Raw genomic sequence first — 26,995 nt, 5'->3', positions numbered from 1 at the left:
GGGAGCCGTTCAATATCCTCTTCGACCCTGAAATACAAAAACTCGCCCTCCGCCGCAAGGCGGAGAGCGAGTCGGGAAATCAAACTTCATTCGTTGCCAGTTTGAACAACGAACATCTGGTGGGCTTGATGGGATTCGAACCCACGGCCTTTCGCTCCGGAGGCGAACGCTCTATCCACTGAGCTACAAGCCCTCAGCCTCCACTACTGTACACGCCCCGCCGACTTTACGCGCCAGCGGCTGCTCCACAGCGCGCTCTCAGCGCACAACAAACGGCAGCGCGCGCAGGTCCCGATCCTTCGAAGAGTGCCCTACGAGCGCTTCGAATTCGCCGGGTTCCACTACGCGTCGCTCGTGGGTGTCCACAAGCGAGCACGATGCAACCGGGATGTCGATGACGGCAGTGCGGGTTTCGCCGGGTTCGAGTTCGACCCGGGAATAGCCTTTGAGCTCTTTGCCCGCCCAGCTCACAGAAGTGACCTTGTCATGGATGTAGGCCTGCACGGTTTCGCTGGCAGGGCGGGTTCCGGTGTTGGTCAACTGGATACGAATCCGAATCGTGTCCTCAACCGCGGCGATGGGGACTTGCGACGGTTCCTCCTCCCGAGCTACCGTCGCCCCCGCCAAAGCGTCATCGCCATCACCCGGCGCAACCGACAAATCACAAGGCCCGTACTCCACTGCGGAGTACGACAGCCCTTCGCCGAAGACGAATGCCGGTTCCTGAGTCAGGTCGGCATAACGATCGCCGTGCTGCCCGCGAATCTGGTTGTAATATGTCGGTTGCTGGCCCGCATGCCGCGCAAAGGAGATCGGCAGGCGGCCCTTCGGCTCGATCTTGCCTAGCAGCAGCTCAGCGAGTGCACGACCGCCCTGCATGCCCGGATTGCCGGCCCAGATGATAGCCGAAGCGGTCTCACGCACACATTGCGGCAGAATTAGCGGCTTGCTGGCCATCAGCACCACGATCAGCGGCTTGCCTGTGGCCCGGCTCTCCTGGCACAACGCCTCAAGCAGCGCATTCTGGGCGCCGAAAAGCTCGAGCGTGGCCGTGGAACGGCCTTCGCCGGTCAGCGCGATCACATCGCCGACCACTGCGACCGTGACATCAGCCTCCTTGCTGGCTCGAACCGCCTCGTCGAGCAAAGCGGGATCCGGTTCGCATGCCCGTTGGATCGGCGGCCTAGGCTGTCCGTCCGCGAAGGCGGCGCCCGCGGGATCGGGCACCAATCTGAGGATGTCGGCTCCTTTGGCATACGAGACTTCCCAGCCGTCAGGAACTTCCCTGCGCAGGCCCTGCAGCGCGGTCACAACCGTGCCCGCCGGCTCTTCGGTGATCCAGTTGACCTGCCCGGAGCCGCCCGCCCAATCGCCCAGCTGATTGTTCTCGTCGTCGGCCAACGGGCCTACTACGGCGATGCGCCCGGAAGCTGCGGAAGTCGCTCCCGTCAGCGGCGGCGCGGTTAATGGCAACGTCCCGTCATTGCGCAGCAGGACGAGCGAGCGCCGGGCGATTTCGAGGTTGAGCGCGGTGTGATCCGGCGCTCCGATGTCCGCTGCGATACGCGCCCGATCAGGAATACGCGGGTTTTCGAACAGGCCGAGTTCGAATTTGAGCCGCAGCACGCGCGCGACCGGACCGTCCAAGTCCCGCTCCTGAATCAGCCCGTCGCGAATCGCCGCCAACGCGCCCTCGAAAAATCCCGGGGTGCTCATGATCAGATCGTTGCCCGCCTTGACCGCAGCCGCAGCCGCGTGTTCGTAGTCGGGCTGGATATGCTGCTCCCAGACCATGCGCCCGACGTTGTCCCAGTCGGTGATGAGCGTGCCTTCGTAGCCCCATTCGCCGCACAGCACATCGTTCAGCAGCCATTCGTTCAGTGTGATCGGCACGCCGTCGGTGGTTTGGTAGCCCAGCATGAACGTGCGGCAGCCCTCGCGCGCCACGCGTTCGAAGGGCGGCAGGAACCATGAGCGCAGTTTGCGGTGCGAGATGTCCGCCTCCGACGCGTCGCGCCCGCCTTGGGTTTCCGAATATCCAGCGAAATGCTTGGCGCAGGCCAGTATCGCCGTAGGGTCGTCCAAGCCGTCGCCTTGGTAGCCGCGCACCATTGCGGAGGCGAATTCGCCGATCAGGAATGGGTCCTCGCCGAACGTCTCATCCACGCGCCCCCATCGTAGGTCACGCGCAATGCACAGCACCGGCGAAAACGTCCAGTGCACGCCAGTGGCCGAAGCCTCCACCGCGGTGACGCGTGCCGCCTGCTCGATCAGCTCCGGGTCCCATGACCCCGCCATCGTGAGCTGGCTGGGGAAGATCGTGGCGCCGGGCCAGAAGGAATAGCCATGAATACAATCCTCGCCGACGATCAAGGGGATGCGCAACCTGGTCTGCCGCACAAGCGCCGCCGCTTCGGCCAAGCGCTCAGGGCTCGTGTGCAGAATCGAGCCGACATGCTTGTCGAGGATGTCGGAACGCAGATCGTTCTGCGCGTCGAGCTGCATGATCTGCCCGACCTTCTCCTCCACGCTCATACGCCCCAGCAAGTCGGCGATACGTTCCCCGACCGGGGCTTGCGGATCGCGGTAGGTGAATTGTTCTCTCGAAGTGGTGGCGTTCGGCGCGATCCGCCCCGACACGTATCCGCCTTTCGTAACCATGCGGATCATCCTTCCCTTTTTGCCTGATTATTCCGAAGCTAAAACTAGAGGTCAACGTGCAGATAACGCTCTTATTCCGCACGCTCGATGTATTCGATGATGTTCCCATCAGGATATTGCGCGATAAACCCTTGCCCGTTGGGGCCGGCAGCTAGGCCTTCAAGAAGTTCGCCTCCGAATTCGATGATTGCCGCCACGCTCTGATCGATGTCACGCACACTGACTGTGGCATTATGCCGACGTATACCGGAATTCGCCCTCCTGAATCAGCAGAAAATCGCCGACGTTGGTGAGCTGCATTTCGCCGGAGCCAAACCGATTGATGTCGGTTCTGCCCGTAATGTGTTCATACAGAGGCAATACTGCATCAGGATCGTCGACATAGACGCGCGCAAACGCTCTGAGGATGTTTTTTTCGTCGCTCATGCCTGAAAGCATACTCGGTATGCGCAAATCACCGCACGCTCTCGCACTTGTACACTTGAGCGTATGGATAGCACGCTGAACGACTTCGAATACGAACGCCGCTTTTTCTGCCGGGAAATGCCTGCCGAATTGGATGATGGCGATGCGCCAACGCTGATCGTGCAGAGCTATTATGTGCACGCCGACAATTATGCGCTGCGTGTGCGCCTGACCAGCCGCACAGTCCGCATCGACATGACGGCGGCCACGGATCCGCTCGATGTACTGGATGCCTACCGCGACAGGCTTACCGAGGCATATATCACCGTAAAAGGGCCGTCAGTGGGCGGCACGCGGTACGAGGCCGAACGCGAGATCGACGCGCATATCGCCGCGGAGCTGATACGGCGTGGAGGGGAACGCATCGTGAAGAACCGCTTCTCGGCGTGGATCGGCGAGGACGGGTGGAGCATCGACGTGTTCGGCTGCTCCAATGCGCCGCTCATCGTGGCCGAAGCCGAACGCAGCGGTCCGGTCACGAATCTCGTCATTCCCAAGTTCTGCATCACCGAGATCACCGATCAACCTCGTTTTTCGAACGATGGGCTGGCATCGCACCCGTTCTCCCAATGGCAGGAGGACTTCGAGCGCGAGCTTACCGAGCAGGGCCCGCATTTCGAGCAGTTCTTCGGCACGAACCGGATGCAGTAGACGCGCCTTCTCCGTGTCGCCTTATGCCGCGCGCCCGCAACCACGAGGCGGGGGCGATTGCGGCAATGCAAAGTTCATGGGCCTGCATCCATCTCAAATCCCGCATGATTACGGCGGTGATGTATGGCCTGTAATGCCTGATACGCAGACGTCACAGGCCATGCATAAGGGTCGCCAAGGTGCGGGATGCACACGATTGCACACAAGCATTCGCAATCGGACACCCACCAATATGTATGTAATGAGTTATGTAGGCGATGAGATGAGCCCGGCAGCCCGAATCCGACAGCGCTTTCAATACATCAGTGTGGCGAGGCGCCGACGGGCGCGCGAAAGGCGAGGATCATTAGCCTCGGGGATGGCGAAATACTCCAGCAACCGATGCCGCACCGGCTCGATCTGGTCGCGGTGGCCTGCCGCGAGATAATCCAGCAGGCGTCCGAAGGCGTCGTCGATCTGCCCACCGATCATGTCGACGTCGGCTACGGCGAGCTGCGCCTCGACGTCATCGGGATTCGCAGCGGCCTGGGCGCGAACCTCGCGCACATTGCTCTCCCCTGCCCTGGCCAGCAGCACGGCCTTCGCATGCTCCCGGGCCGCGAGGCCATCAGCCGGATTCGCTTCGAGAATGCGCTCGTATGCAGCGGCAGCGCCCTCGTAATCGCCGTTCTGAGCGAGCAGATGCGCCTGCATATGCTCCGGGGGCACCTGCTGCGCCTTACCGCCATCGCCGTCGCCGCCTGCGACGTCATCAGCCGAATCGCTGCCGCCGTCGTCGCCGGAAGCCTCGGTATACGGCGCGGTCCCAGTCGCCCCGGACTGCTGCGCCAATTGGATCAGCTGCGGGATGATCTGGTCGATGACCTGCTGCAATTCATCATCGTGCGGCAGCCCTTGCAGAATCGGCATGGGCCGGCCGCCGATCAGCCCGAAGAGCGCCGGCAGCCCTTGCACTTGCAACGCCTGGGCGATCGAAGGGTTCGCGGTGGCATCGATGCGGGAGAGCTGGATCTTGCCTTTCAGTGCATTGACAGCATCGCCGAGCTTGCGCGCCAAGTCGATCAGCCGGTCATCGCCCGGCGTCCATAGCAGCAGCAGGATGGGGAAGGTGGAGGAGGTCTGCACCATCGCTTGGAAGGTGTTTTCGCTCGTATCGACGACGTATCCGCCTGCCTTGGGAGCGCCGCCCTGCTGCCCCGGATCGGCCTTGACTTGGTGCTTCAACGATTCGAGGTCGACCGCCCCCGCGAGCGACATACCCGGGTTGAATTGCTGTGTATCAGCCATCATGCCTCCATATCCGATTGATTATCTCTGTCCGACACTGTTTTCTGTGCAACGTTGTCTCTGCGCAACACCGGCCCTCATAACCACTGCCTTCTTCTAAACCTAGTGTGTGCGCCGCCCATCCGAATCCCTTATCCCTTGCAGCGCAAGCGCAAGCTACGATAACCGCTGCTGCGCCACGCGACCATCGCTCGTCGCTGGATGCTGTGCGGCAGTGCCACTATTGCCCAGCATCCAGCGCACCGCCATCACAGCGCCTCCACTTTGACCGGCTGGCGTTCGGCGCCGACCGCCGTGATCTTCTGATTCGAGCTGGACGGCGGGACGTACAGCGCGATGACATTTACATAGGTCACCCTGAGCGTGCTGGTGGCCTTTGCGTCGCCGAACAGCGCCTTCTCGTCGTCGTTGGCCGGCAGCGATTCGCGTCCTTCGCCGGTCTGCCGGGTCCACTGGGAGTCGATTCTCGCCACGACGAGATCGCCGCCGTCAGTGGAGCGCATGATGCTGATCTGATCGGGCGACGCAGTGAACGTCTGTTGCTGCGTGCCATTGTTGCGTTCCATGCCTTCCTGCACGGTCGACGTCAGCTGGGTCAGGGCCTGACGGAAGTAATCGTCGGCAAAATCAGCGGCGTAACGGCTCTTCGAGCCATTGCGCAACACATCGGCATAGTGGTCGACGGCGTCGTTCGGAGTGGCGGCAAGCCCTTTATCGTCGCCGTTGCCGGCCTGCGAGCCAATGCTGGGCACCGCGAATTTAGGCAGCTTGGCGCCTTGGAAGAGCCTGACAACGCCCCAGAGCCGATAATTGCTGCGTGCATCATCCTGTTTGAGAACGAGCAGACGTTTGGACTGCTGATCCTGCGTGGTGGTCGTGATGGTATACACCAAGCGCGGCCAGCCGGCATCCGTAGGCACGACCGTCTGCGTGGTCTCCTTGGGAATGGTAGCCATCTTGTCTATGCTGCCGCTCGTTTTAGCGATGGTAAGCTGACTGGAGCGCACATCAAGCGCGGGGCCAGACATGACACGGCCCAAGCCATCGGCACTCTTCGCCTTATCTGCGTCATCGATGGCGTCGAGGATCTCAAGCCGGACCTTCTTCTCCTGCGCCTGCGTCAAGTCGGGGGATTCGCTTGAGTTCGTGGAAGGCTGCACGAGCGGCACCTGGCCCTCACACCCGGCAAGCCCGGCGAACATCGCCGCGCAGAGCGCTACAGTCGTCACCTTCATGAACCGCCCTGTCATGATTGTTCTCCTTTCCCGTCGTTGTCATTGTCGATATCGCCGGCACCGCCGTCGTCGCTGCCAGACCCGGCCGCGCCCGAACTGTTCGCCACATCCGCAGCTCTCGAAGCCGATGCCCTAGCGTCCGCCTCGCCAACAGCTGAATCATCGTCTGGCACGTTTTCGCCGCCAGACGAGCCTTCACCGCTCGCCGCATTGTGCCCATCATTATCATCATCTGGTGCATCGTCGGCATCCTGCACGGAGATTTCCTGCGCCAGGCGGGTGAAATACGCCTGCAATTCATCCGGGGATATGACCGAGGTCTCCTCCCCGGAGTCCGCGAATGGCATCGCCCCATTGGGCTCATTCGTCCGGCTGCCAAGCTGATCAGCCACCATATTGCGCGCTGCCGGATCGATGATGATCGGCGACCCCTGGGCTTGGGCGTTCCCAGTCGACGCATTGCCGGCTGGATCATTGCCCGTCGGCTCATTGCCTACCGGCTCATTGCCGATTTGCATGTTGTCAAGCCGCGTCGCCGCCTGCACCCGCTGCGGCGCGGAGCCGCCGCGATGCGCTGCATGACGATGGCGCTGTTTTCCGCGCGGCTTGATCCGCACCGCCGAAGTCAGCCCATGCAGGCTGCCCGTCAGCGCCTCGCCGATGGCGACCTCCTGCGTCGTTTCGATCGGTCTGCTCATGACTTCGCGCTTGCGGCGCTTCTGCGACGGCATCGCGAACACCGAAGCGGCAAGCACCATGAGCACAAGCAACAGCCCGCCCACGAAATACAAGGGCATCGCGAAATTCGGCAACGTGCTGCGCACCCAGTGCAACGACACGGTGGCATCAGCGGAATCCCGCCCCAGATCGATCAGCGCGATATCCGAAACATCCCTGCCGCTGGTGCGCACCGTGACACGCGAATCCCCGCATTCCACGACAGACCACATGTCGGAATCCTGGAACGACACGCCGTTCGCATCGTCACCTGCAGCCGTGCCCTGGGCCGCCGTGCGCACCTGCGCCAAAGTCGTCCAACTGCCCAATCCCGTGATCCGCACGGTGCCATGTCCTGCGGTCCAACCGGCGACATCCTTGGCTGAGCCGAGGGCGACGCAGACGTTCCCGCCCGTGTCTGAGTCATCCGAAGTTTCCGAAGCCCCCGCGGAGGATTCGACCGTCAGCCGGGCACTGGAATCAACCAGATCCAGCACGCCCGGGTCGGTCACAATGTAGCGCGCGTTCGAAACTGTCGTCTGCGCTGTGACGTCGGCATTCGGTTTCCATTGCGTATCGTTCAGATACCCCAGAACGATGCTAGCTATTGCAAGCAGGCCAAGCAATGGCGCGACGACCCCGCGCATGATCATGGCATGCTTCGAGGGCCGTTTCGCGCCTGCCGGCTCTTCGCGCTTTTCCTGTGCTGCTGTCATAACGATGCCTATTCTACAGGCTCCCACCATAGTATTGGCTGAGACTCAACAAATCAGGGTTGGACGGTAGTGTGGTATGTCATGCGCAATACTTCGAATCATTCCCTTATCTCTCGTGGATTGCTGGCGCTGTGCTCGCTTGGGCTATGCGTCTCGATCGCGGCCTGCGGTGGATCGGGCACCTCAGGCAAATCCTCATCGCAGGATTCGGCGGACGCCAGCTCTTCGCCATCTCCATCCGGCATGACGTTGCTGACTGGCATCAGTGCAAACGGCAAGCTAGGCAAAGAGCCTAAGATCTCGTTCGCCACACCGAAAACCGTGAACAACAATACGTACGCTATTGTGCAGCAGGGCGATGGCGCAGCAGTTGCCGATGGCGACCGCGTGTGCACGCAAGGCATTGCAATCAGCGCAACGGACGGATCCCAGTTGGCCAATACCTGGACGAAAAACACGCCGGATTGCTCGATGAGGATCAGCAAGAGCAGTATGAGCACCGGATATTATCAACTGTTCAAAGGCAAGAAGCTCAACACCACGATTGCCTTCGGCGTCAACGACGCAAGCAGCTCTACAAGCAGCTCCGCAAGCACTTCCTACGTTATGGTGCTGACGCTGGTTTCCAAAACGAAGCAGTTGACGCGCGCGACAGGCGCCGAGGTCACGGACATCCCCGCCAACCTGCCCAAGGTCACGCTGGATAAGACGGGCAAACCCTCGCTTGATCTCAACGGCTACAAACCAAGCGACAAATTGGTCGTGCAGCCGCTGATCGCCGGCACGGGCAAAACGGTCAAGGAGACCGACACCGTCTCCGCGAACTATACCGGTTGGACGTTGGACGCCAAAGGCAAGCTCACCCAGTTCGACTCCTCATGGGACCGCGGCGAAGCCTCAGATTTTTCGCTGAGCCAAGTCATCGCCGGCTGGACGAAGGGCCTGACCGGCCAGAAAGTCGGCTCGCAGGTCCTGCTGGTCGTGCCGCCGAGCGAAGGCTATGACAATAAGGCACAGAGTAAGATCCCGGCGAATTCGACTTTGTACTTCGTCGTCGACATTCTGTACGCGGGCTGAGGGCTTCCTCGCTGAGCTGCGTTGTAAGCTTTACCCGTCCATTCCTGGGCCTGATCATTGCGATTAGGCCCATCTTCATTTTCACGCATCCTATGCCATTCTAGGAGCCTTTGCCGGATTTGCCATGTATTCAGCACTTTTTCCGTCAATTCAGCACTTCACAAAGTACACGCAAAACTCGGCAAGCAGCGTTTTGCTGGAATTCCAACGTTTCTTAGAGATGGCGTCGCAGGGCCACGGCGCTTGAACCGACATATCGATTTCCAATGTGCTTACAACAATTCAGAACAGGCGCAGACCGCCGTCCTGTGCGCCCTTCATCTCGTCGTAATCCAAAATCAGGCAGGTGAACCCGCGGTCTTCGGCCAAGGTGCGCGCCTGCGGACTGATGGTCTGGGCGGCGAACATGCCATGCACCGGCGCCAGCAGCGGGTCGCGATTGAGCAGCTTGCAGTAGCGCGTCAGCTGCTCGACGCCGTCGATGCCGCCATGCCGCTTGATTTCGATGGCAACATGCTCACCGTTCGCATCCACTGCCATGATGTCCACCGGGCCGATCGCCGTCGGGTATTCGCGGCGGACCAGCTTCGCGCCCGCGCCGATCCGCTCGATCTGCTCGGCCAAATAGCGCTGCAAATGATCTTCTACGCCGTCTTTGACCAACCCGGGATCAGTTCCCAGCTCATAGCTCTCATCAGAGTAGATATGCTGCAGATTGATCTCGAGGATATCGCTCGACTTGTCGGCGCACACGCGCAAAGCCTTCTCCGGGATGTCGGTGTCCACATCGCCGTCGGCGCCCGAAGGCTCGATCTCTTTGATGCTGCACGGGGCGGCCATCCAGTTGAGCGGCTTATAGGAACCGATCTCCGAGAAAATCAGCACGCTGCTGTCCGCCTTGATGAGCAATACGCGTCTGGCCAGCGGCAGTGAGGCATTCAATCGACCGGAGTACTCGGCCTGGCAGTCGGCAACTATGATTCGCACGACACCCCACTCTAGCAAACCCACTGTGCGACGGAGCCCGAGCGAAGGACTTCGTCACGCGCAGGCGCTCGGCATGCGCATCGACCCCACGCAACATTGCATAAACATTGACTATGCATGAACGTTGGAATTCTCACAGCCCGTTTGCAGCATCACTCGGTTAGACTGGTCTTTGGGCGCTCACCGCGCGGCGGTATCAACAGACGTTGACATCACCGCATGATATCGAGCAATGCGGCATTGCATCGATGCCGCATGCAGATCCGTAGGGAGCACACCGATATAGTGGCACTGCACAGCATTCCAAACAGCAAGGCGTGTCTCACAGGCACATCTCAACAACCCAGCCACCTTTCACGAATGGACATCATGGCACGGCACTCGACGAAAACACCAATCAGCGCGAACGCATCAACCGCTGCAGACACTGCATCTCAGGCCGGACACGAGGCGGACAGCGCAGCTGCGACCAGCAGGCATGCCAATGGCAATACCAGCGACAATGTTGTGGCATATGCGAGCGATCTGAACAAAATATACGGGGCCAAGGATGCCAGCGTCGTCGCGCTCGACCATGTGAATGTGGAGTTCGGGCGCGGGCAGATGACCGCGATCATGGGTCCTTCGGGATCGGGCAAGTCGACGTTGATGCATTGCATGGCGGGTCTGGACACACCCACATCCGGCCAGGTCTTCGTGGAAGGGCTGGAAGTCTCGGCTATGAATCAGCGCCAGCTCACCGATCTGCGGCGGCAGGAGATCGGATTCATCTTCCAATCGTTCAATCTGGTGCCGACGCTCACCGCAGAGGAGAACATACTGCTCCCGCTGCAGATCGCGCGCAAGCCGATCGATCGCGCATGGTTCGATCAGATCGTGCATGTCGTCGGACTGGAGAAACGCCTGAGCCACCGGCCCAGCCAGCTTTCCGGCGGCCAACAGCAGCGCGTGGCATGCGCCCGCGCCATGATGGCCCGGCCATCCGTCGTCTTCGCCGATGAGCCCACCGGCAACCTCGATTCCCGTTCGAGCCGCGAGGTGCTGAGCTTTCTGCGCAATTCGGTGCGCGAATACGGCCAAAGCATAGTGATCGTGACCCACGACCCGCGCGCGGCCTCCTATGCGGACCGCGTGCTCGTGCTCGCCGACGGCCGGATCACCCGGGATATGCATGAGCCCTCATACGAGCAGATCCTTCAGGTGTTCGCCTCCGAAGGAGACGACAATCAACACGGTGCCGCCAAAGGCTACGACGGCCAGCTCAACGGCGCAGAGCACGCAACCGCACAACCCGGTCGGTCCACCGCATCCAGCGACCTCGCCACTAGCGAGGTCTCCCTATGATCCGGATAGGACTGCGCGATGCAAGGAGCCATTTCGGCCGCTTTCTTATGTCGATCATCGCCATCGCCCTCGGCGTGGCCTTCGTAGTCGGCTCGTTCTGCTTCCGCGAGATGCTCAACACCCAGGTCTCCAGCATGATGGCGACCAATTCCGACCACGACGTGTACGTACGCGGCACTGACAAGGTCAAAGGCGACGATTCCGTGTCGATGACAGGCTCCGGCGCTGGCGAAAATTACAACCAGATCGACAACAGCCTGGCCGCCACCATCGCGAAGGTCTCCGGAGTCACTTCGGCGAGCGCCACCACCACCATCACCGGCACCGTGCTGGTGGATCACGCCGGCAACGCCGTCTCAACCATGGGCGCGCCCACGATAGCCATCGGCATGAGCAGCAGCGAACCGTGGCGTTCGGCGCATTTCACTGCCGGCGGCTATCCGAAGGGCGCCGACGCGATCGCGCTACATCAGTTCGCCGCCGACAAGGCGAAACTGAAGGTAGGCGACACCGCCACCATCGTCTACGAAGACGGCCCGAAGAAAGTCACCGTCTCCGGCATCTTCACCACGCAGACGAGTCAGGCAGGCGCGATCATCGTCGGCGTCGACCCGTCAGTAGCCAGTCACTATTACGCCTCGACCGCGCCCGATCCCAACAAATCATCGCTCATCGGGGTATACGGAAACGCCGCGAATCCGCTAAGCGACCAGGCCCAGCAGCAGCTGGCCGACCGCATCAACAAGGCGCTCCCCGCCGGATCGCACGCCCACGCCGTCACCGGCGACGAGATACGCGAGGAATCGACGAAGTCCATTCAGGACGCGTTGGGCTTCATCCAGCCGCTTATTCTGATCTTCGCCATCATCGCGTTGTTCGTCGGCTCCTTCATCATCGCGAACACCTTCGCCATGATCGTGCGCGAATCGATGCGCGGCTACGCCTTGCTGCGCTCCGTCGGCGCATCGCCCCGACAGGTGTTTTCCACCGTAATCGTTCAAGCGGTGATCTTGGGGATCGTAGGTTCAGGCATCGGCATCGGCCTGGGCTGGGGCATCATCAAGCTCATCGTCGTCGGGCTTGAGCAGATCGGCACCCCGCTGAGCGGGCAAAGCAACCCTACTGCGACCGCCATAGCGGTCGGCATGGCGGTCGGGCTGATCGTCTCGCTGCTGGGCGCGGCCATTCCGGCGCGCGACGCGGCCTTGGCACCACCCATCCAGGCGATGAATGAAACGGTCAACCCCGAGAAGTCGGTGGCGCTGCGCGGCATCATCGGCGCTGTCATGTGCGCGCTCGGCATCGTTTTCTGGACGTTTACCTATGCGCTTGCCACAGCGAGCGGCGACGGCCCCACGCCATGGCAGGGCATCAACGATATCAATACGGGATTCCCACTGGGCATAGGCGCGGCGCTGCTGGTCATCGGTGCCATCGTGCTGGGTCCGGCGCTCGTAAGCCCGTCCGGCGCCGCGCTGGGATGGCTGCCTTCACGCATCTTCCGCGTGACTGGCAAGCTCGCCACGCGCAATCTTTCGCGTTCCAAACGACGCACCGCCAACACGGCCGCCGCGCTGTTCGTCGGCGTCGCGATCGTCAGCTGTCTCGGTGTCGTGGCAGCCTCCGCCAAAGCCTCGGTGGCCGATATCGTCGATACAGGACTGAAAGCGGATTATGCCGTCAGCTCCGCCTCATATGGCAGGTTGCCGCAGGGAGCGATGGATGCAATCAGCAAAACCAGCGGCGTGAAGTCGACTGTCGCGACACGTTTGGTCATGGGCGTCAAATACAACGGCAAATCCATTGATTCGGCCATGAGCACCGCTTCGCCTGCCTTGATGTTCTCCGAGGTGTTCGCCGCCACCACCACCACGGGCGGCGACGCCGGGCAAGCCATCGCAGCCGGGAAGCTTGTCGTGGCCAAGAACATCGCCACTGACAACGGCTGGCGGCTAGGGGACACCATCACCGTTTCGGCGACGAGCACAGTCGTTGACGAAGCGGCTACCAAGCAGGCGCAGGCCGACTATCAGGCCCAGACCCAGGCGGAAGTCCGGCAGCTCATGGCCGCCGGAGACAAGGCGGGCGCGCAAAAGGCCATGGACGATGCGAAGAACGTCGACCCGGCGACGCTGGTGAAGACCAAATCCGTCACCAAAGAACAACACGTCACAATAGGCGCCATCGTCACCAATTCGGCCTATGCCGGAGGCATCTATATGAGCGACAAGCTCGCGGATGAGCTCGCCGACCGCAACATGCAGATCGTGCGCCAGCTCTTCGTGATCGCCGATCATGGCCAGAATCTCGACGCGCTCCACGAGCGGCTGCTCAACGCCGTCAAACCCTATTACGTAGTCACCGTGATGGATCACGCCGAGTACAAGTCATCGACGAGCTCGATGGTCGATCAGATCCTGGTGATCCTCTACGCGCTGCTCGCGCTGTCGATCATCATCGCGATCTTCGGCATCGTGAACACGCTGGCCCTCAGCGTCTCCGAACGGACCAAGGAGATCGGGCTGCTGCGCGCCATAGGCACCGCGCGCGGGCAAGTCCGCGGCATGCTGGCGATCGAAGCCGTGATCATTTCCGTATTCGGCACGCTGCTGGGACTCGTGATCGGCGTAGGCGCCGGGGCCATGATCCGCGCCGTCTATGAAAGCAGCGGCCTGGAGAAGCTGAGCATCCCTTGGGGCCAACTCGCTGTATTCCTCGTTCTCGCTGTGTTGGTCGGCCTGATCGCCAGCGTCTCCCCCGCGAGCCGCGCGCTGAAGAAACCCGTGCTCGACGCCGTATCGAGCGAATAGGTCGCGAACCCGCCAATATCCCGGCTGGGCTTCACGCTTAACGGCACAGCACAACGCCGAAGGGCGGTTTGCGGCACATGGTACGTGTCGCAAACCGCCCGTTATGAGACGAATCGCATCAACCTCGAAGCCTCAGTCAGTACCCGAGGTCCTGATCACATCCTGGCCGCGTTCGACGGCGATGGTCAGCTTGTTAGAGTCGAAGGAAATGAAACCATCGGCAACCGTAAAGGAATGCCGTTCGCCACTAGGGTCCACGACGCTCACGGTGCCGCCCTTGATGATCGAGAGCAGCGGCTCGTGATCGGGCAGAATACCCATAACACCTTCGGAAGCCGGAATGGTCACCGAGGTCGCGGTGCCGCTCCACACGGGGTGGTCGGACGCGACCAGATTGACCTGCAGGAGTTTCTTATCGGCCATCACTCACCGAATTCCTGCTTCATGTCGTGCCACTTGCGCTCGAGATCATCGATGCCGCCGATGCCGGTGAACGCCTGCTCCGGGACATTGTCATAGACGCCATCGCAGATTCGCGTGAACGCCTCAATCGTCTCGTCGGCCGGCACATACGATCCCTCGCGCCCAGTGAACTTCTGTGCAACATAGAAGTTCTGGCCAAGGAACTGCTCGATCTTACGCGCCCGGTTGACGATCGTCTTATCCTCTTCGCCGAGCTCGTCGATACCGATCAGTGCGATGATGTCCTGCAGCTCCTTGTTACGCTGCAGGATCGCTTTGACGCGGTTCGCACAGTCGTAATGCGCCTGCCCCACATAGCGCGGATCCAGGATGCGGGAAGTGGAGCCCAACGGGTCGACGGCCGGGTAGATGCCCTTCGAAGCGATATCGCGCGAAAGCTCGGTCGTAGCGTCCAAATGGGCGAACGTCGTGGCCGGGGCCGGGTCGGTGTAGTCGTCGGCGGGCACGTAGATGGCCTGCAGCGAGGTGATCGAATGGCCGCGTGTCGAGGTGATGCGCTCCTGCAAGGAGCCCATCTCGTCGGCTAGGTTCGGCTGGTAGCCCACGGCGGAAGGCATGCGGCCCAGCAGCGTGGAGACCTCAGAGCCGGCCTGCGTGAAGCGGAAGATGTTGTCAATGAACAGCAGCACGTCCTGGTTCTGCACGTCGCGGAAGTACTCGGCCATCGTCAGCGCGGTCAGCGGCACGCGCAGACGCGTTCCCGGTGGCTCGTCCATCTGGCCGAAGACCAGCGCGGTCTTCTCCAGCACGCCAGCGTCCTCCATCTCGCCGATCAGGTCGTTACCCTCACGGGTACGTTCACCGACGCCGGCGAACACGGAGACGCCGCCGTGGTTCTGCGCCACGCGCTGGATCATCTCCTGGATGAGCACTGTCTTGCCCACGCCTGCGCCGCCAAACAGGCCGATCTTGCCGCCCTGCACATATGGGGTGAGCAAGTCGATGACCTTGATGCCGGTCTCGAACATCTCCGTCTTGGACTCGAGCTGGTCGAAGGCCGGCGGGTTGCGGTGGATGGGCCAGCGCTCTGTGACGTCGACGACCTCATCCTCCTTCTTGTTGAGGATGTTGCCCGAGACGTCGAACACATGGCCTTTGGTCACGTCGCCGACGGGCACCTTGATGGGGCCGCCGGTATCGGTGACCTTAGAGCCGCGCACCAAGCCGTCGGTGGGCTTAAGCGCCACGGTCCGCACGGTGGAGTCGCCGATCTGCTGCTCCACCTCAAGGGTGATGGTATGGGCCGTCTCACCTTCCGTGTGGCCGACATTGCTGATCTCGGCCCTCAAGGCATTATAGATATCGGGCAGGTGGCCGACCGGGAACTCGACGTCGATGACCGAGCCCGTGACGCGTGTGATGCGTCCGGCGCTCGGTTCCTCGACGGTGTCCTCGGGAGCCGCTGTGGTCTGGTTATCAGCCATATGCGTTCCTACTCTTCCTGTTTATTCAGCGCGTCGGCGCTGCCGATGATTTCGGTAAGTTCCTGGGTGATGGCCGCCTGGCGGGAAGCGTTGAGCTCTCGCGTCAGACTGTCGATCAGATTGTTGGCGTTGTCCGTGGCCGTGTGCATGGCGTTCTGCCTGCTGGCGGTTTCGGACGCCGCTGCGGTGAGCAGGCATTCGTGGATGCGCGCCTGGATGTACTTGGGCAGGATCGCGTCCAGCACCTCCTCCAAGCTCGGCTCGAAGGAGTACAAGGGCGAGACCTTGCCCACCTGGGCGACAGCCGTGGTATCCGCAGATGTGTCGGCCGAAGTCGATGCAGCTGGGACCGGAGCCTCCGCTGCAACCTTGGCCCCCGAGCCTTCCGGGTCGGAACCGTCATCCTCGCCTTTGCCCTGCCATACGATCTGGACCGGCAGCATACGCAGCACGCGCACACGCTGAACGACCATGTTCATGAATTCGGTGAACACGATGTACAGCTCGTTCACGCCATCTTTGTCTTTCGGCTTCATGTAGGCGTCCAGCAGCGTGTCGGATATGGACTTGGCCACACGCACACCGGGATGATCGCTGTCGCCCTCCCAAGTGCCAGCCACTTTGCGGTTGCGGTACCTGTAATAAGTGACGCCTCGGCGGCCGTACACATACAGCTGCGGATCCTTGCCCTGGGCTTCAAGGCGGGATAGCAGGCCTTCCGTCTCGCGGATGATCGACGACGTGTATGCTCCGGCCATGCCGCGATCTGCTGTCAGCGCGAGCACGGCGACGCGTGGATTGCCGTCGTCCTTCGACTTCACGATCGGATGGTCTATATCGGTATGCGCAGCCAACGCCTGCACCGCATCGAAAATCGCATCCGTGTACGGCTTGGCGTTCAGCGCGACATTGCGCGCCTTCGCGATATGCGAGGACGCGATCATCTCCTGGGCGTTGAAGATCTTGCCGAGCGACGTGGTGGAGTTGATTCTTGATTTCAATGCAAGTTGGGAGGCCATCGCTTACTTCTTCTCCCTCGCGACCAGGCGCTCCTGCTCCACCTCGGCAGCCTTGGGGGCCTCGGGCTTCTTTTCGACGAGCGGTTTGCCGGACTTGGTCACAAAAGTCGTGCGGAACTTGTCGATCGCCGCGTCCAAGGCCTTCTCCGTGTCGTCGGTGAAGTCCTCGGTCTCGCGGATGACCTTAAGGATATCCGTGCTGTGGTCGAGATAGTCAAGCAGGGCCTGTTCGAAGGGCAGCACATCGGCGATCTCCAGATCATCGAGCTTGCCATGCGTGCCGGCCCACACCGAAACGACCTCGCGCTCCATGGAGTAGGGCGAGAACTGCGGCTGCTTGAGCAGCTCGGTCAGGCGCGCGCCTCGCGTCAGCTGGGCCTTCGAAGCCGCATCCAGGTCGGAGGCGAACATGGCGAAGGACTCCAGCGAGCGGTACTGCGCCAGCGAGATCTTCAACGTGCCGGAGACCTTCTTCAAGGCCTTGGTCTGTGCGGCGCCGCCGACGCGCGACACGGAGATGCCGACGTCGACCGCCGGACGCTGATTGGCGTTGAACAGATCGGACTGCAGGAAGATCTGGCCGTCGGTGATGGAGATCACGTTGGTCGGAATGTAGGCGGACACGTCGTTCGCCTTCGTTTCGATGATCGGCAGGCCGGTCATCGAGCCCCCGCCCAGATCATCGGAAAGCTTGGCGCAGCGTTCGAGCAGGCGGGAATGCAGATAGAACACATCGCCGGGATATGCCTCGCGCCCCGGCGGCCTGCGCAGCAGCAGCGAAATCGAACGATACGCTTCAGCTTCCTTGGACAGATCGTCGAAGACGATGAGCACATGCTTGCCGTGATACATCCAGTGCTGGCCGATGGCAGAACCGGTGTAGGGTGCGATGTACTTGAAGCCTGCGGAATCGGATGCCGGGCTGGCCACGATCGTGGTGTATTCCATCGCGCCGGATTCCTCCAGGCTCTGGCGCACCGAGGCGATGGTCGAGCCTTTCTGGCCGATGGCGACATAGATGCAGCGCACCTGCCTGGTTGGGTCGCCGGTTTTCCAGTTGTCCTTCTGGTTGATGATCGTGTCGATCGCGATGGCCGTCTTGCCGGTCTGGCGGTCGCCGATGATGAGCTGACGCTGGCCGCGGCCGATCGGGGTCATGGCGTCGATGGCCTTCAGGCCTGTCGACAGCGGCTCATCAACCGGATGACGGTGCATCACATCGGGAGCCTGCGCCTCCAAGATGCGCCGACCTTCGCTTTTGATTTCGCCCAAGCCGTCGATCGGGTTGCCCAGCGGATCAACGGTGCGGCCCAAGTAGCCGTCGCCGACCGGCACGGACAGCACCTCGCCGGTGCGCCGCACCTCCTGGCCTTCCTCGATGCCTGCGAAATCGCCCAGGATCACCACGCCGATCTCCCTGGCATCGAGATTCATCGCCAGGCCGAGCGTGCCGTCCTCGAAGGTCAGCAGCTCGTTCGCCATGCAACCAGGCAGTCCCGTCACGTGCGCAATGCCGTCGCCTGCCGTGGCCACATAGCCCACCTCTTGGGTGGGCGTGTCCGAGGGCCGGTACGCCTCGACGAAATCGTCGAGCGCCTTGCGTATCGCGGTGGGATCAATGGTAAGTTCTGCCATGATCACTCCTTATTATCTTGTGTTGACTGGTAAGTCTCATTTGTTGCCCGCGCCGCCTGCGCCGTCCGCGCAGTATGACGCATAATCACGCCTGCCGAGCGCATGCGCGTGTCAGCCGCCCTCATACGCTCTGCCTGACGGAATCCTGCAGATGCCGCAACTGGGCGACCACCGTGTTGTCGGTGACCTCGTCGCCCACTTGGATGCGCATGCCGCCTATCACGGAGACGTCGACTACGGAGTTGATGTGCACCGGCCGGCCCAGTTTGGCCGAATAAATACCGATGAGCTTCGCGATCTGCCCCTTGTTCAAGGGGGCGGCTGTCGTGACTGTGATCAGCGACTCGCCCATATGCCGGGAGAATTTGCTGATCAGCCACTGGATGGTGGCCAAGTAGCGCCGTCCGCGCAGATTGGCGGTCGCATGCTCCGCCAAGCGCACCGTGACCTTGTCGAAACCGCTGCCGTCGAGCAAGGAGTGCAACAACTTGATGCGCGCGGTCGCAGTCGCCTGGTCATCATGCAGCTTGGCCCGCATAACCGGCAGTTTGATGAGCGCCGAATGCAGATCGGCCAGTTCGATGGCCACTGTAGGGGTGGAATGAGCATCGTCCGCGTAATACATCATCGCGTCCACGCCGAAATCCTCCACCACGTTGGCAATGTCCTTGGCGCGGCTCCACCGGCGAGCGACGAGGTCGGCGAGGATCGTCATCGTAAGGGGATGAGCCTGATCGCCGATGATCGCAGTAAGCAGTGCCTTCTTGTCGTCGGCGGAACGGGAGGGATCGGTGAGCGCATGCTCAATCGCGATATTCTCGTCGAGCAATGCGGTGACCGTGAACATCTCGTTGCCGATGTGCCACGCATCTTCGCCGGCGTCGCGCAGCTGGGCTGCAAACGAGTCGCGAGATTCGCGATCTGCCAGACGTGAAGCCTCACCGCGCATCGCTCACCTCTCTTTCCTTGGCTTTCCTATATGCATAAGGCGTACGGACATGCCGTTCATCGCCCATTGCCTGTCCTCATTGCCTGTCGTCGGAGAGCTCGTCGAGCAATCCATCGACCATCTGCGACTGCACAGCGTCATCCTGCAGCTTGGAACCCAGGATTTTCCCGGCGAGTGCCGCGGCAAGGGTGCCGACCTCCCCACGCAGCTTGACCAGCGCCTGCTTGTGCTGCGAGTCGATCGAGCGCTGGGCGCTTGCGGTGATCTGCGAAGCCTCGGCATCGGCGCGCGCACGCGCATCTGCGATGATATGAGAGGCCTCGGCACGAGCGTCGTCACGTATTTTCGACGCCTCGACGCGGGCTGTGCTCAGCTGATCATCATACTTGCGCCTCGCCTCGTCTGCCTGTTGCTGGGCCTTTTTGGCGTTTTCGATGCCGCCTTCGATCTTCGAGGCGCGTTCGTCGAACACAGCTTGGAATTTCGGCAAGAAAAACTTGTAGAAAAAGGCCGCGACGATGGCAAGAATGATCAACGACCAGACGATATCGAACGTCTTGGGCAGAAACAGCAATATGCCGTTAGTGGCTGCAACCGAGTTCATATGCCCTCCTTTACAAAGCTGCTGATCTTCTCCAGTAATTGCCCTGCGGACGTCTGCGCGCTATCGATGCAGCTGCAGGCAGCCCCCGCTAACGCGATCACTGGAAGAGGAAACCAGCCACCAAGCCGAGCAGAGCAAGCACCTCGACGAAGGCGAGCCCTAGGAACATCAGGGTCTGCAGACGGCCGCCGAGTTCAGGCTGGCGCGCGGTGCCCTCGATGGTCTTGCCAATGAGGATGCCCAGGCCGATGCCGGGTCCGATGGTCGCAACGCCATAGCCGATTGCGTTGAGGTTGCCCGCGATAGCTGCGAGTGTGATGATGTCCATTGTTGTTTCCTTTCTAATGACAAGTCACAAAAATCTAACAATCTTCATCGGCTTATTCAGTCCGACTCAGGATAGCTCATGTTGATGTACGCCGTGGTCAGTATCGCGAAGATGAAAGCCTGCAAGGCAGCGACGAAGGCTTCGAACAACGTCATGGCGAAACCGGCGACAAAAGTCATCGCGCCCACCGGAATCCACAGCTTGTTCGCAGTATCGATCATGAACCATTGAGTGGCCGCTAGGCACAGGGCGACCATGATGTGGCCTGAAAGCATGTTCGCGAAGAGTCGAATGGTCAGCGAAACCGGGCGGATGATCAGCAGCTCAAGCAGCTGGATGGGAGTGAGCAGGATGTAGATGGGAATCGGCACGCCTTTAGGAAACAGCTCGTCCTTCAGGAAGCGCCCCAGCCCTTTCTCTCGGATGCCCGCGATCCAGTACTGGCACAGGCACCACAGGGCGAACACGAGCGGCATGGTGATCGTGGCGGTAGCCGCCATGTTCATGCCCGGGATGATGCCGCACAGGTTGAAGACCAGAATGGTGAGGAAAATAGTCGTGATCATGGGGATGTACCGCTGGCCGCGCAGCTTGCCCATGACTTGGTAGACGATGTTGTCGCGCACGAAATCAAGTAGCCATTCGATGGCGGCCTGCCAGCGACCGGGAATGAGCTTGACCCGCATGGCGGTGATGCCCAGCACGAGCAGCATGATCAGCGTGGCGACGATTCGTATCAGAATGATGCGGTTGATAGCGAATGGCGTGCCCTGGAACAGGATTTCAGGGGGCAGAAAGTCATCCACCGTCGGCAAATCGGGGCCGCTGTGGGCCGCGACCAACATATTCATGCCCGCTACTCCAACCATCTATGCGCCTCCTGGTTCGTATCAGCTGCAAGTCTAAGCCCTGCGGTGGAGATGAAGTTACATTTCCGTTACGTCCAGCGCACCACACCCGAGAGCATGCCAGGTCGGCGGGAAGCCCCGCTGGCATTGTCGCCCTGAGTGACCAAGCCATAAGTTCTACCACGTCTGGCTTCGAATTGCGCTGTCTTCTGCGCTGTCTTTGGATATTGTAGGTGTCGCCCGGCGTTTCCCGAGCGTCCGCCCGCCGATCTTCGAAATGTGCCACCCCTCGAATTCACACCTGGAATTCGAGGGATTCCGAACGATTCTGAAACGACGTACGGTCCACTAGCGCCTCCCTGCACCCCTTTTACCGTGAGCGCAAACATCGCGTGACCACAATGTGGTCGTTGCCCGATGCCTGCTGATTTCGGAACTTACCGAGCAGCCAGAATCACGCCGTATCCGTGTCCATCGAAAGGCTTGAAGCCGTCCGCGCGTGGGCTGCCGGGGTCGTGGCGGATCGAGCGGTCGGTGCCCAGTCGCCTGGCGGCGCGCAGCTCGGGGACCTCGTGCAGGTCGTATGGCGTGGTCTGGTAGACCCAGTTGAGCCAGTTGCGCCACAGCAGATTCGCATGTGCGCGCCACGAGAACAACGGCTCCTTGCCCGGGTCGTCGTCGGGGAAGTAGTTGCGTGGGAAGGGCACATTCGTCAGGCCCTTGGCCATATCGCGCTCGTATTCCTCGGCGATGGTCATCTTGCCATATTCCCAATGCCCCAGCGCGAATACCTCGGAGAAATCGCGCGTCGCAATAAGACCCGGGCCGGACTGAGGCCCCCAGGTCAGCACCTGCAAGTCGGGATCGGCCGCAACATCGGACTCATTGACCCCGGCTACGCGAGAATGCGGCTGCAGCGCGATCTCGTCGAAGCCATTAGTCAGGAAGCAGTACTCGTCCTGCAGGTACTGCGGGAAGATGCCGAAGATCTTCTCGTCCAGATCCACCTTGCGCACGCCATAGCGGTAATTGAGCGCGCCCATCGCGCCCCAGCACAGGTACATGGTCGAGAACACGTGGCGCGAAGCCCAATCGAGGATATCCTTGAACTCCTGCCAGTAATCCACCTGCTCGAAGTCGAGATGCTCCACCGGCGCGCCCGTGATGACCAGTCCGTCGTAGAAATTGTCGGCGAACGCATCGGGATTTTCATAGAACTTCACGAGATGGTCCGCACTGACATGCGTGCCTTCATGCGTCGAGGTTTTCATGAAGTCGATGTCCACCTGCAACGGGGATTTGGAGATCAGCCGCAGCAGCTGGGTTTCCGTCTCGACCTTCTTAGGCATGAGATTGAGGATCACCAATCGCAGGGGTCGCACGCGCTGGCGCTCGGCCTCGGGCTTCTCCAGCGCGAAGATGCGTTCGGAATCGAGGATGTCGCGTGCGGGCAGGCCGCTTGGGATTTTGATAGGCATATCACTATTATGGCGGTGCGATGGATAAGCGGCCGGCGAGCGGCCGAGTATGGCCTGACACGGCATAGGCAGGGGCGCCGTCCGAAGGTCGGCAATCCACGCCGCCGCGAAACCTGCTGTGGAACCGTCCGATACACCATCCGCAACGCCCGGTGGAATTCTTTTGCCCTGCTTCTTTTTTATATCCTTGGGATAGGCTCGGAATCGGCTCCGCATAAAGGCCTTATGCGTTTTTGAGCATCGTTCGCTGAGCGATGAAACTCGCGGCCGGTTTGACTTTTCCGCCTGCGCCCCTATTGTATATAGAGCTGCTTGAAGGCAGCCGACGCGGGGTGGAGCAGTTCGGTAGCTCGCTGGGCTCATAACCCAGAGGTCTCAGGTTCAAATCCTGACCCCGCTACCAACAACCCATTGGGTTCAAGGAATTAGGCCGGTTCAATTCGAAAGAATTGTCCGGCCTTTTCTATACCAGGAAGAGACTAGAAGTGCCCCTGCAATCTTCTCACTCACTGCTTTCGGCATATTCCCTCGCTGTCGCAAAAGGTGCGTAGATTGCACAGCATGAAAGCCGATGCACTCTATGATGCCGCGAAATCATGCGCCGAGGAACTGCCGGCAGCCGTGCTCACCCACCCTTTCGGACTGGATTGGGAGGTCTTCAAAGTTGAAGGCAAGGTGTTCATGCTGCTGACAGAGGCCACGAACGAACCAATCGCCATCATCAAGGCCACTCCCGAGGATGGCAGGGCGCTGCGTGAGCATTATGCCGACATCACGCCGGGGTACCACATGAATAAACGGCACTGGATCACCCTTCACGCGGGCACAACCCTGCAAGAGAGTCTCGTGCGGGAACTCATCACCGAATCGTATCTTCTCGTCGTGGAGAAAATGGCGAAAGCCAAGCGCCCCGTGAATCCGGTTTCCTTTGGGCGCAGTCCCCGATAACAGCCGCGCAAATTCTGCGGTAAAGCTTAAGAATCGAGAATCAGAGTTGGGGTTCAAGACTCAAGGCTTAAGAATCCGGGATCAGAGTTAGGACTCAAGACTCTAGCATCAAGCATCAAGACTCAAGACTCAAGGCCAAAGGCTCACGGCTCTTCCCCCGCATAAGCGAGCAGCACATTAGCCCCGCGCACCGTCACAGCATAATTGTGGGGATGGCAGGGCTTTTCGGTGCCGACACTTGCCCCGCGCACCGTCACAGCAAGTCCCCCGCCCTGCCCACTCCTACTCCCACCTCCTCCAACACAAAATGCCCGGAGCAGCGCACCGAGCTCTCCCTTCACGACTTCAGGAAACTCGGCACCGCTCCGGGCATTCACACTTGCTTGTCAGCGCCATACGATTTCATCGCGGAATATCCGCTTTCACCGCGCTCACCGTCCGCCGCCGACACAGCACCACACACCACACATCACGCGTCACAGCACCGCACACCGCACTTAGGATCAGTGGATCACAGGAAGTGGCTGCGCAGGTAGTCGCCGTCGAAGGGCATCAGATACGAAGGCGCCACATCGAAGACCGTGCGGCAACCCTTCTGGCCCTCGGCCGACAGACGAGCGACGGCCCGCGCATAAGCGAGCAGAACGCTGGACGTGAAGTCGGGGTTGGAATCCAGCTTGAGCGAATACTCAATCACGCTGGTCTTGCCGGAGGCCATAGCGCCGGAGCGCAGCACGAAACCACCGTGAGGAAGCTCGGAATGATCGCGATCCATCTCCTCCTGCGAAATGAAGTGAACCGTGGTGTCGTATTCATCGAAATAGTTCGGCATCTCCACGATTTCCTTGACGATGGCGTCGCGATCCGCATCTTCCTTGGCGACCACGTATACCTCGCGAGTGTGCTTCTGACGTGTGGTGAGCTCAGGATTCTTGCCTGCACGCACCTCTTCGAGCGCCGCCTCCACAGGAACCGTGTACTGACGCGCGTCGGCCACGCCGGCGATGCGCCGCACGGCATCGGAATGACCCTGGCTCACGCCGCGGCCCCAGAAGGTGTAGTCCTTTCCTTCGGGAATGAAGGCATTGCCGAAGAGACGGTTCAGTGAGAAGAGACCCGGATCCCAACCAGCAGAGATGAGCGCCACCGTATTGGCCTCGCCGGCTGCTTTGTCGACCGCAGCAAAATGCGCGGGGATGTTGGCGTGGGTGTCGAAGCTGTCGATCACGTTGTAGCGGGCCGCGTACTTCGGTGTCATCGCGGGCAAATCGGTGGCCGAGCCGCCGCAGATGACGAGAACGTCAATATCGAGCTTGTCGCCGGAGAGAAGATCGTCGGCACTGCGAACCGGAACACCCTCCGTTGCGATGGTGAGGGTCGCCGGGTCACGCCGCGTAAAGACGCCGACGAGTTCCATGTCCTTGTTCTGTGCAATGGCGTATTCGGCTCCGCGTCCGAGATTGCCGTACCCAAGAATTCCAATTTTGATGGTCATTCGTGTTCCTTCGTTTCAATTTCCTCAGTACCCACCGCGCGTGCCATGAGCACAGGCAAGGCGTGGCGAAACCGCCACGGAGCCTACGATTCCTACAAAGTATAAAGTCACCCAATCGCACGTGTGGCAATGAGCATATTTCTCATTTTTGTCGAGTATTATGCACGGTGCCGAGAAGCTCCGACGAACCGGTGCGATGACGCGGCTGCTCGTCGTTCATCACAGCGAAATTGAGGCCGATTAACAAGCCCCCACCCACGAAATTACCGACGATGGTGATCGCAACGCTGCCCACTGCCAGCAACGGATCGACGGCACCGTGAAGTCCTGTGATGGGGAACAGCACCGAATTGGCGATGGAATGCTCAAGCCCGAGGAAAGCGAAGACGAAAACCGCCACCACCATGATGACGCATTTGGTGAAATCGTTGGTGAGCTTGCCGTTGTACACCATCAGCATGGCGATGTTAATGCAGAAATTACACAGAATCGCACGAACGAAAAGATCTGTGATGCCGCCGATTCCTTGCGTCAAGTAGCCGGTTTTGGCGGATGCCGCGGCGACCATCTGCGCGAGAATATCCCCATCCACCACACTTGAGACCCGCAGCAACAGTGCGATAACGAGACCGCCCAAAAGATTGCCGACCAAACACAACCCCAGAATCTTCAAAGACCGCACCCATGTGATGCGTTTGTGATAAGCGCCGATGGAGACGATCATCATATTCGAGGTCAGCAGTTCGGAATTCGTGTAATAGATGAGCACAAGCGCCCATCCAAAGGTCAACGCCGCCAGCACTTTCCCCACCAGTGCGAAACCCGCTCCGGCATCAAACGCCGAGAAACGCGCGATGATCGCGAAATACGTGGTGAAGAAAATGCCGACAAAGAAGCCCGCCATCACCGCACGCTGCAGATACTTCCCCACAAGCCTGCCGGTCATCTCCTGCTTGCTTTCCAGCACCTCTAATACTGTGCTGATGAACCGCCGCCCAGGGAAGAGCGGATGAAGCTTCGGGGCAGCGGGGGCGGGAGCACCCAAGAACTCAGGGGTGTCGTCCTGAGATTCGGCGATACCTTCGAAATCAGCGTTGTTATCGAGGGACTCCGCGGTTGCTTCCACAATGGTGCGCTTGGTCATGCTTCAAGCCTCGCATTTCCGGCTGGATTCCGCCAGTCGCCGCCGCCAACCGCGACTATGAATTTGCTCACCTTCACGGCACGCCTCGTGGTTAACTAGCGGAGGATGGTCAAGACAGGCGGCGGAAAGAGGATCATATGTCGCAAGAATTCATGCAGCGGATTCGCTCGTATTCCGCCGAGCGAAAACTCGCTTTCCTCAGTGCGGCGTTCTCCACGCTCGCCGCAGGACTGAGCATGATTGCCGGCGTGGTCATCCTCATCACGCATTACGCGACCCATTCCCCAGTGATGTACGACACCTCTGCTCGTCATAGCTATTTCGCGCTGGCCGGAAGCGTCCCCGGACTCATCGTCGTTATCGGCCTTCTCACGGCAAGCTTCGTGCTGCTGAGCATCGGAGCCATCCGCGTGCTGAGGGAGACCGTGCGCAAACTCGCCATCGCCGCCGTGGTCTGCGTGCTGGCGATTCCCACCGTGCTCCTCGCGTTGTTCTTCGTGGCTTCGCGGCAGGGATTGGGAGGCCCCTCCACCGTCGCGTTGTTCTTCCTTATGTATTTCAGCGTTCCTTTCGTGGCGCTGTGCCTTATTTTCCTCGCCATCCAGATCGTGCGCGCACAGGTGAGCTTTGATCAGAAGGGCTATCTCCTTGGAATCTCACTGATCGCTGCCAGTCTCATCGTGATCTATG

The 26,995-nt window shown here is 60.5% G+C and carries 24 protein-coding genes and 2 tRNA genes; 7 read left to right on the top strand and 19 right to left on the bottom strand.

Annotated elements, in window-relative coordinates; translation table 11 throughout:
* Positions 1–117 precede the first annotated feature (117 nt).
* The 4 genes from LKG04_RS07070 to LKG04_RS07055 form a co-directional block, all read right to left on the bottom strand.
* Positions 118–193 (bottom strand) — tRNA-Arg (locus LKG04_RS07070).
* Between the two features lie 65 nt (positions 194–258).
* A complete protein-coding gene (locus tag LKG04_RS07065) occupies positions 259–2,661 on the bottom strand; it encodes a glycoside hydrolase family 3 N-terminal domain-containing protein (RefSeq protein ID WP_291762102.1) in 2,403 nt (800 codons plus the stop codon).
* Positions 2,662–2,732: 71 nt separating this feature from the next.
* Positions 2,733–2,858, bottom strand: coding sequence for a hypothetical protein (locus LKG04_RS07060; protein WP_291762100.1), 126 nt, complete (start codon positions 2,856–2,858; stop codon positions 2,733–2,735).
* Positions 2,859–2,892: 34 nt separating this feature from the next.
* Entirely contained in the window at positions 2,893–3,087 is a 195-nt protein-coding gene (locus LKG04_RS07055; RefSeq protein ID WP_291762098.1) for a hypothetical protein, read from the bottom strand.
* A 63-nt stretch (positions 3,088–3,150) separates the two neighbouring features.
* Here LKG04_RS07055 and LKG04_RS07050 point away from each other — a divergent pair, with 63 nt between their 5' ends.
* Positions 3,151–3,777 carry a hypothetical protein gene (locus LKG04_RS07050; RefSeq protein WP_291762096.1) on the top strand — a complete coding sequence of 209 codons (627 nt, stop codon included), beginning with the start codon at positions 3,151–3,153 and terminating at the stop codon, positions 3,775–3,777.
* 294 nt (positions 3,778–4,071) lie between these two features.
* Here LKG04_RS07050 and LKG04_RS07045 read toward each other — a convergent pair whose 3' ends face one another.
* The 3 genes from LKG04_RS07045 to LKG04_RS07035 all read right to left on the bottom strand — a co-directional run bounded on the left by LKG04_RS07045 (position 4,072) and on the right by LKG04_RS07035 (position 7,732).
* Positions 4,072–5,064 carry a tetratricopeptide repeat protein gene (locus tag LKG04_RS07045; RefSeq protein WP_291762106.1) on the bottom strand — a complete coding sequence of 331 codons (993 nt, stop codon included), beginning with the start codon at positions 5,062–5,064 and terminating at the stop codon, positions 4,072–4,074.
* A 248-nt stretch (positions 5,065–5,312) separates the two neighbouring features.
* Positions 5,313–6,314, bottom strand: coding sequence for a hypothetical protein (locus LKG04_RS07040; RefSeq protein WP_291762094.1), 1,002 nt, complete (start codon positions 6,312–6,314; stop codon positions 5,313–5,315).
* Positions 6,311–7,732, bottom strand: a complete 1,422-nt coding sequence (locus tag LKG04_RS07035; protein ID WP_291762092.1) for a hypothetical protein — start codon at positions 7,730–7,732, stop codon at positions 6,311–6,313. Before LKG04_RS07035 ends, LKG04_RS07040 begins: the two co-directional genes overlap by 4 nt.
* 81 nt (positions 7,733–7,813) lie before the next feature.
* Between LKG04_RS07035 and LKG04_RS07030 the strand changes: the two genes are divergently transcribed.
* Positions 7,814–8,809 (top strand): FKBP-type peptidyl-prolyl cis-trans isomerase, encoded by a 996-nt coding sequence (locus tag LKG04_RS07030; RefSeq protein WP_291762090.1) that lies wholly within the window; start codon positions 7,814–7,816, stop codon positions 8,807–8,809.
* 282 nt (positions 8,810–9,091) lie between these two features.
* Here the strand turns inward: LKG04_RS07030 and nucS are convergent, their stop codons facing one another.
* Positions 9,092–9,796: an endonuclease NucS gene (gene nucS, locus LKG04_RS07025; RefSeq protein WP_291762089.1), complete on the bottom strand. Its 705-nt coding sequence runs from the start codon at positions 9,794–9,796 to the stop codon at positions 9,092–9,094.
* A 369-nt stretch (positions 9,797–10,165) separates the two neighbouring features.
* Between nucS and LKG04_RS07020 the strand changes: the two genes are divergently transcribed.
* Both LKG04_RS07020 and LKG04_RS07015 read left to right on the top strand, forming a co-directional pair.
* Positions 10,166–11,140: an ABC transporter ATP-binding protein gene (locus LKG04_RS07020; RefSeq protein ID WP_291763577.1), complete on the top strand. Its 975-nt coding sequence runs from the start codon at positions 10,166–10,168 to the stop codon at positions 11,138–11,140.
* Positions 11,137–13,950 (top strand): ABC transporter permease, encoded by a 2,814-nt coding sequence (locus LKG04_RS07015; RefSeq protein WP_291762085.1) that lies wholly within the window; start codon positions 11,137–11,139, stop codon positions 13,948–13,950. The genes LKG04_RS07020 and LKG04_RS07015 overlap by 4 nt, the downstream gene beginning before the upstream one ends.
* Before the next feature lie 132 nt (positions 13,951–14,082).
* On the opposite strand, the gene LKG04_RS07010 is transcribed toward LKG04_RS07015, so the two are convergent.
* From LKG04_RS07010 to LKG04_RS06970, 9 genes are all read right to left on the bottom strand, one after another.
* Complete coding sequence (locus LKG04_RS07010) at positions 14,083–14,373, bottom strand: F0F1 ATP synthase subunit epsilon (RefSeq protein ID WP_291762083.1); 291 nt, start codon at positions 14,371–14,373, stop codon at positions 14,083–14,085.
* Positions 14,373–15,857, bottom strand: coding sequence for a F0F1 ATP synthase subunit beta (gene atpD / locus LKG04_RS07005; protein ID WP_291762081.1), 1,485 nt, complete (start codon positions 15,855–15,857; stop codon positions 14,373–14,375). Before atpD ends, LKG04_RS07010 begins: the two co-directional genes overlap by 1 nt.
* Positions 15,858–15,865: 8 nt before the next feature.
* Positions 15,866–16,876, bottom strand: coding sequence for a F0F1 ATP synthase subunit gamma (locus LKG04_RS07000; RefSeq protein ID WP_291762080.1), 1,011 nt, complete (start codon positions 16,874–16,876; stop codon positions 15,866–15,868).
* A gap of 3 nt (positions 16,877–16,879) precedes the next feature.
* The gene (atpA, locus tag LKG04_RS06995; RefSeq protein WP_291762078.1) at positions 16,880–18,511 is read right to left on the bottom strand and encodes a F0F1 ATP synthase subunit alpha; all 1,632 of its coding nucleotides are present in this window, start codon (positions 18,509–18,511) and stop codon (positions 16,880–16,882) included.
* Positions 18,512–18,632: 121 nt separating this feature from the next.
* Positions 18,633–19,460 carry a F0F1 ATP synthase subunit delta gene (locus tag LKG04_RS06990; protein WP_291762076.1) on the bottom strand — a complete coding sequence of 276 codons (828 nt, stop codon included), beginning with the start codon at positions 19,458–19,460 and terminating at the stop codon, positions 18,633–18,635.
* Positions 19,461–19,536: 76 nt separating this feature from the next.
* Positions 19,537–20,064 carry a F0F1 ATP synthase subunit B gene (locus tag LKG04_RS06985; RefSeq protein WP_291762074.1) on the bottom strand — a complete coding sequence of 176 codons (528 nt, stop codon included), beginning with the start codon at positions 20,062–20,064 and terminating at the stop codon, positions 19,537–19,539.
* Positions 20,065–20,161: 97 nt separating this feature from the next.
* Positions 20,162–20,392: an ATP synthase F0 subunit C gene (gene atpE / locus LKG04_RS06980; protein ID WP_291762072.1), complete on the bottom strand. Its 231-nt coding sequence runs from the start codon at positions 20,390–20,392 to the stop codon at positions 20,162–20,164.
* A 56-nt stretch (positions 20,393–20,448) separates the two neighbouring features.
* On the bottom strand, positions 20,449–21,261 hold the full coding sequence (gene atpB / locus LKG04_RS06975; RefSeq protein WP_291762070.1) for a F0F1 ATP synthase subunit A: 813 nt from the start codon (positions 21,259–21,261) through the stop codon (positions 20,449–20,451).
* A 416-nt stretch (positions 21,262–21,677) separates the two neighbouring features.
* Positions 21,678–22,718, bottom strand: a complete 1,041-nt coding sequence (locus LKG04_RS06970) for a homoserine O-succinyltransferase (RefSeq protein WP_291762068.1) — start codon at positions 22,716–22,718, stop codon at positions 21,678–21,680.
* A 326-nt stretch (positions 22,719–23,044) separates the two neighbouring features.
* Between LKG04_RS06970 and LKG04_RS06965 the strand changes: the two genes are divergently transcribed.
* Positions 23,045–23,121 (top strand) — tRNA-Met (locus tag LKG04_RS06965).
* A gap of 158 nt (positions 23,122–23,279) precedes the next feature.
* Positions 23,280–23,666 carry an MmcQ/YjbR family DNA-binding protein gene (locus LKG04_RS06960; protein WP_291762066.1) on the top strand — a complete coding sequence of 129 codons (387 nt, stop codon included), beginning with the start codon at positions 23,280–23,282 and terminating at the stop codon, positions 23,664–23,666.
* Between the two features lie 511 nt (positions 23,667–24,177).
* Here the strand turns inward: LKG04_RS06960 and LKG04_RS06955 are convergent.
* Together LKG04_RS06955 and LKG04_RS06950 are read right to left on the bottom strand one after the other, a co-directional pair.
* A complete protein-coding gene (locus LKG04_RS06955; RefSeq protein ID WP_291762064.1) occupies positions 24,178–25,161 on the bottom strand; it encodes a diaminopimelate dehydrogenase in 984 nt (327 codons plus the stop codon).
* Positions 25,162–25,303: 142 nt separating this feature from the next.
* Complete coding sequence (locus LKG04_RS06950) at positions 25,304–26,305, bottom strand: formate/nitrite transporter family protein (RefSeq protein ID WP_291762063.1); 1,002 nt, start codon at positions 26,303–26,305, stop codon at positions 25,304–25,306.
* 137 nt (positions 26,306–26,442) lie between these two features.
* On the opposite strand from LKG04_RS06950, the gene LKG04_RS06945 reads away from it, so the two are divergent.
* Positions 26,443–26,995 (top strand): hypothetical protein (locus LKG04_RS06945; RefSeq protein ID WP_291763571.1); only part of this gene is annotated, 553 nt, incomplete at its 3' end.

It is taken from the genome of Bifidobacterium sp., from assembly GCF_022640935.1.
In the GTDB taxonomy this organism is placed as follows: domain Bacteria; phylum Actinomycetota; class Actinomycetes; order Actinomycetales; family Bifidobacteriaceae; genus Bifidobacterium.
The sequence above is the reverse complement of the archived record's forward strand: the minus strand, read 5'-3'. Positions and strand labels throughout refer to the sequence as shown.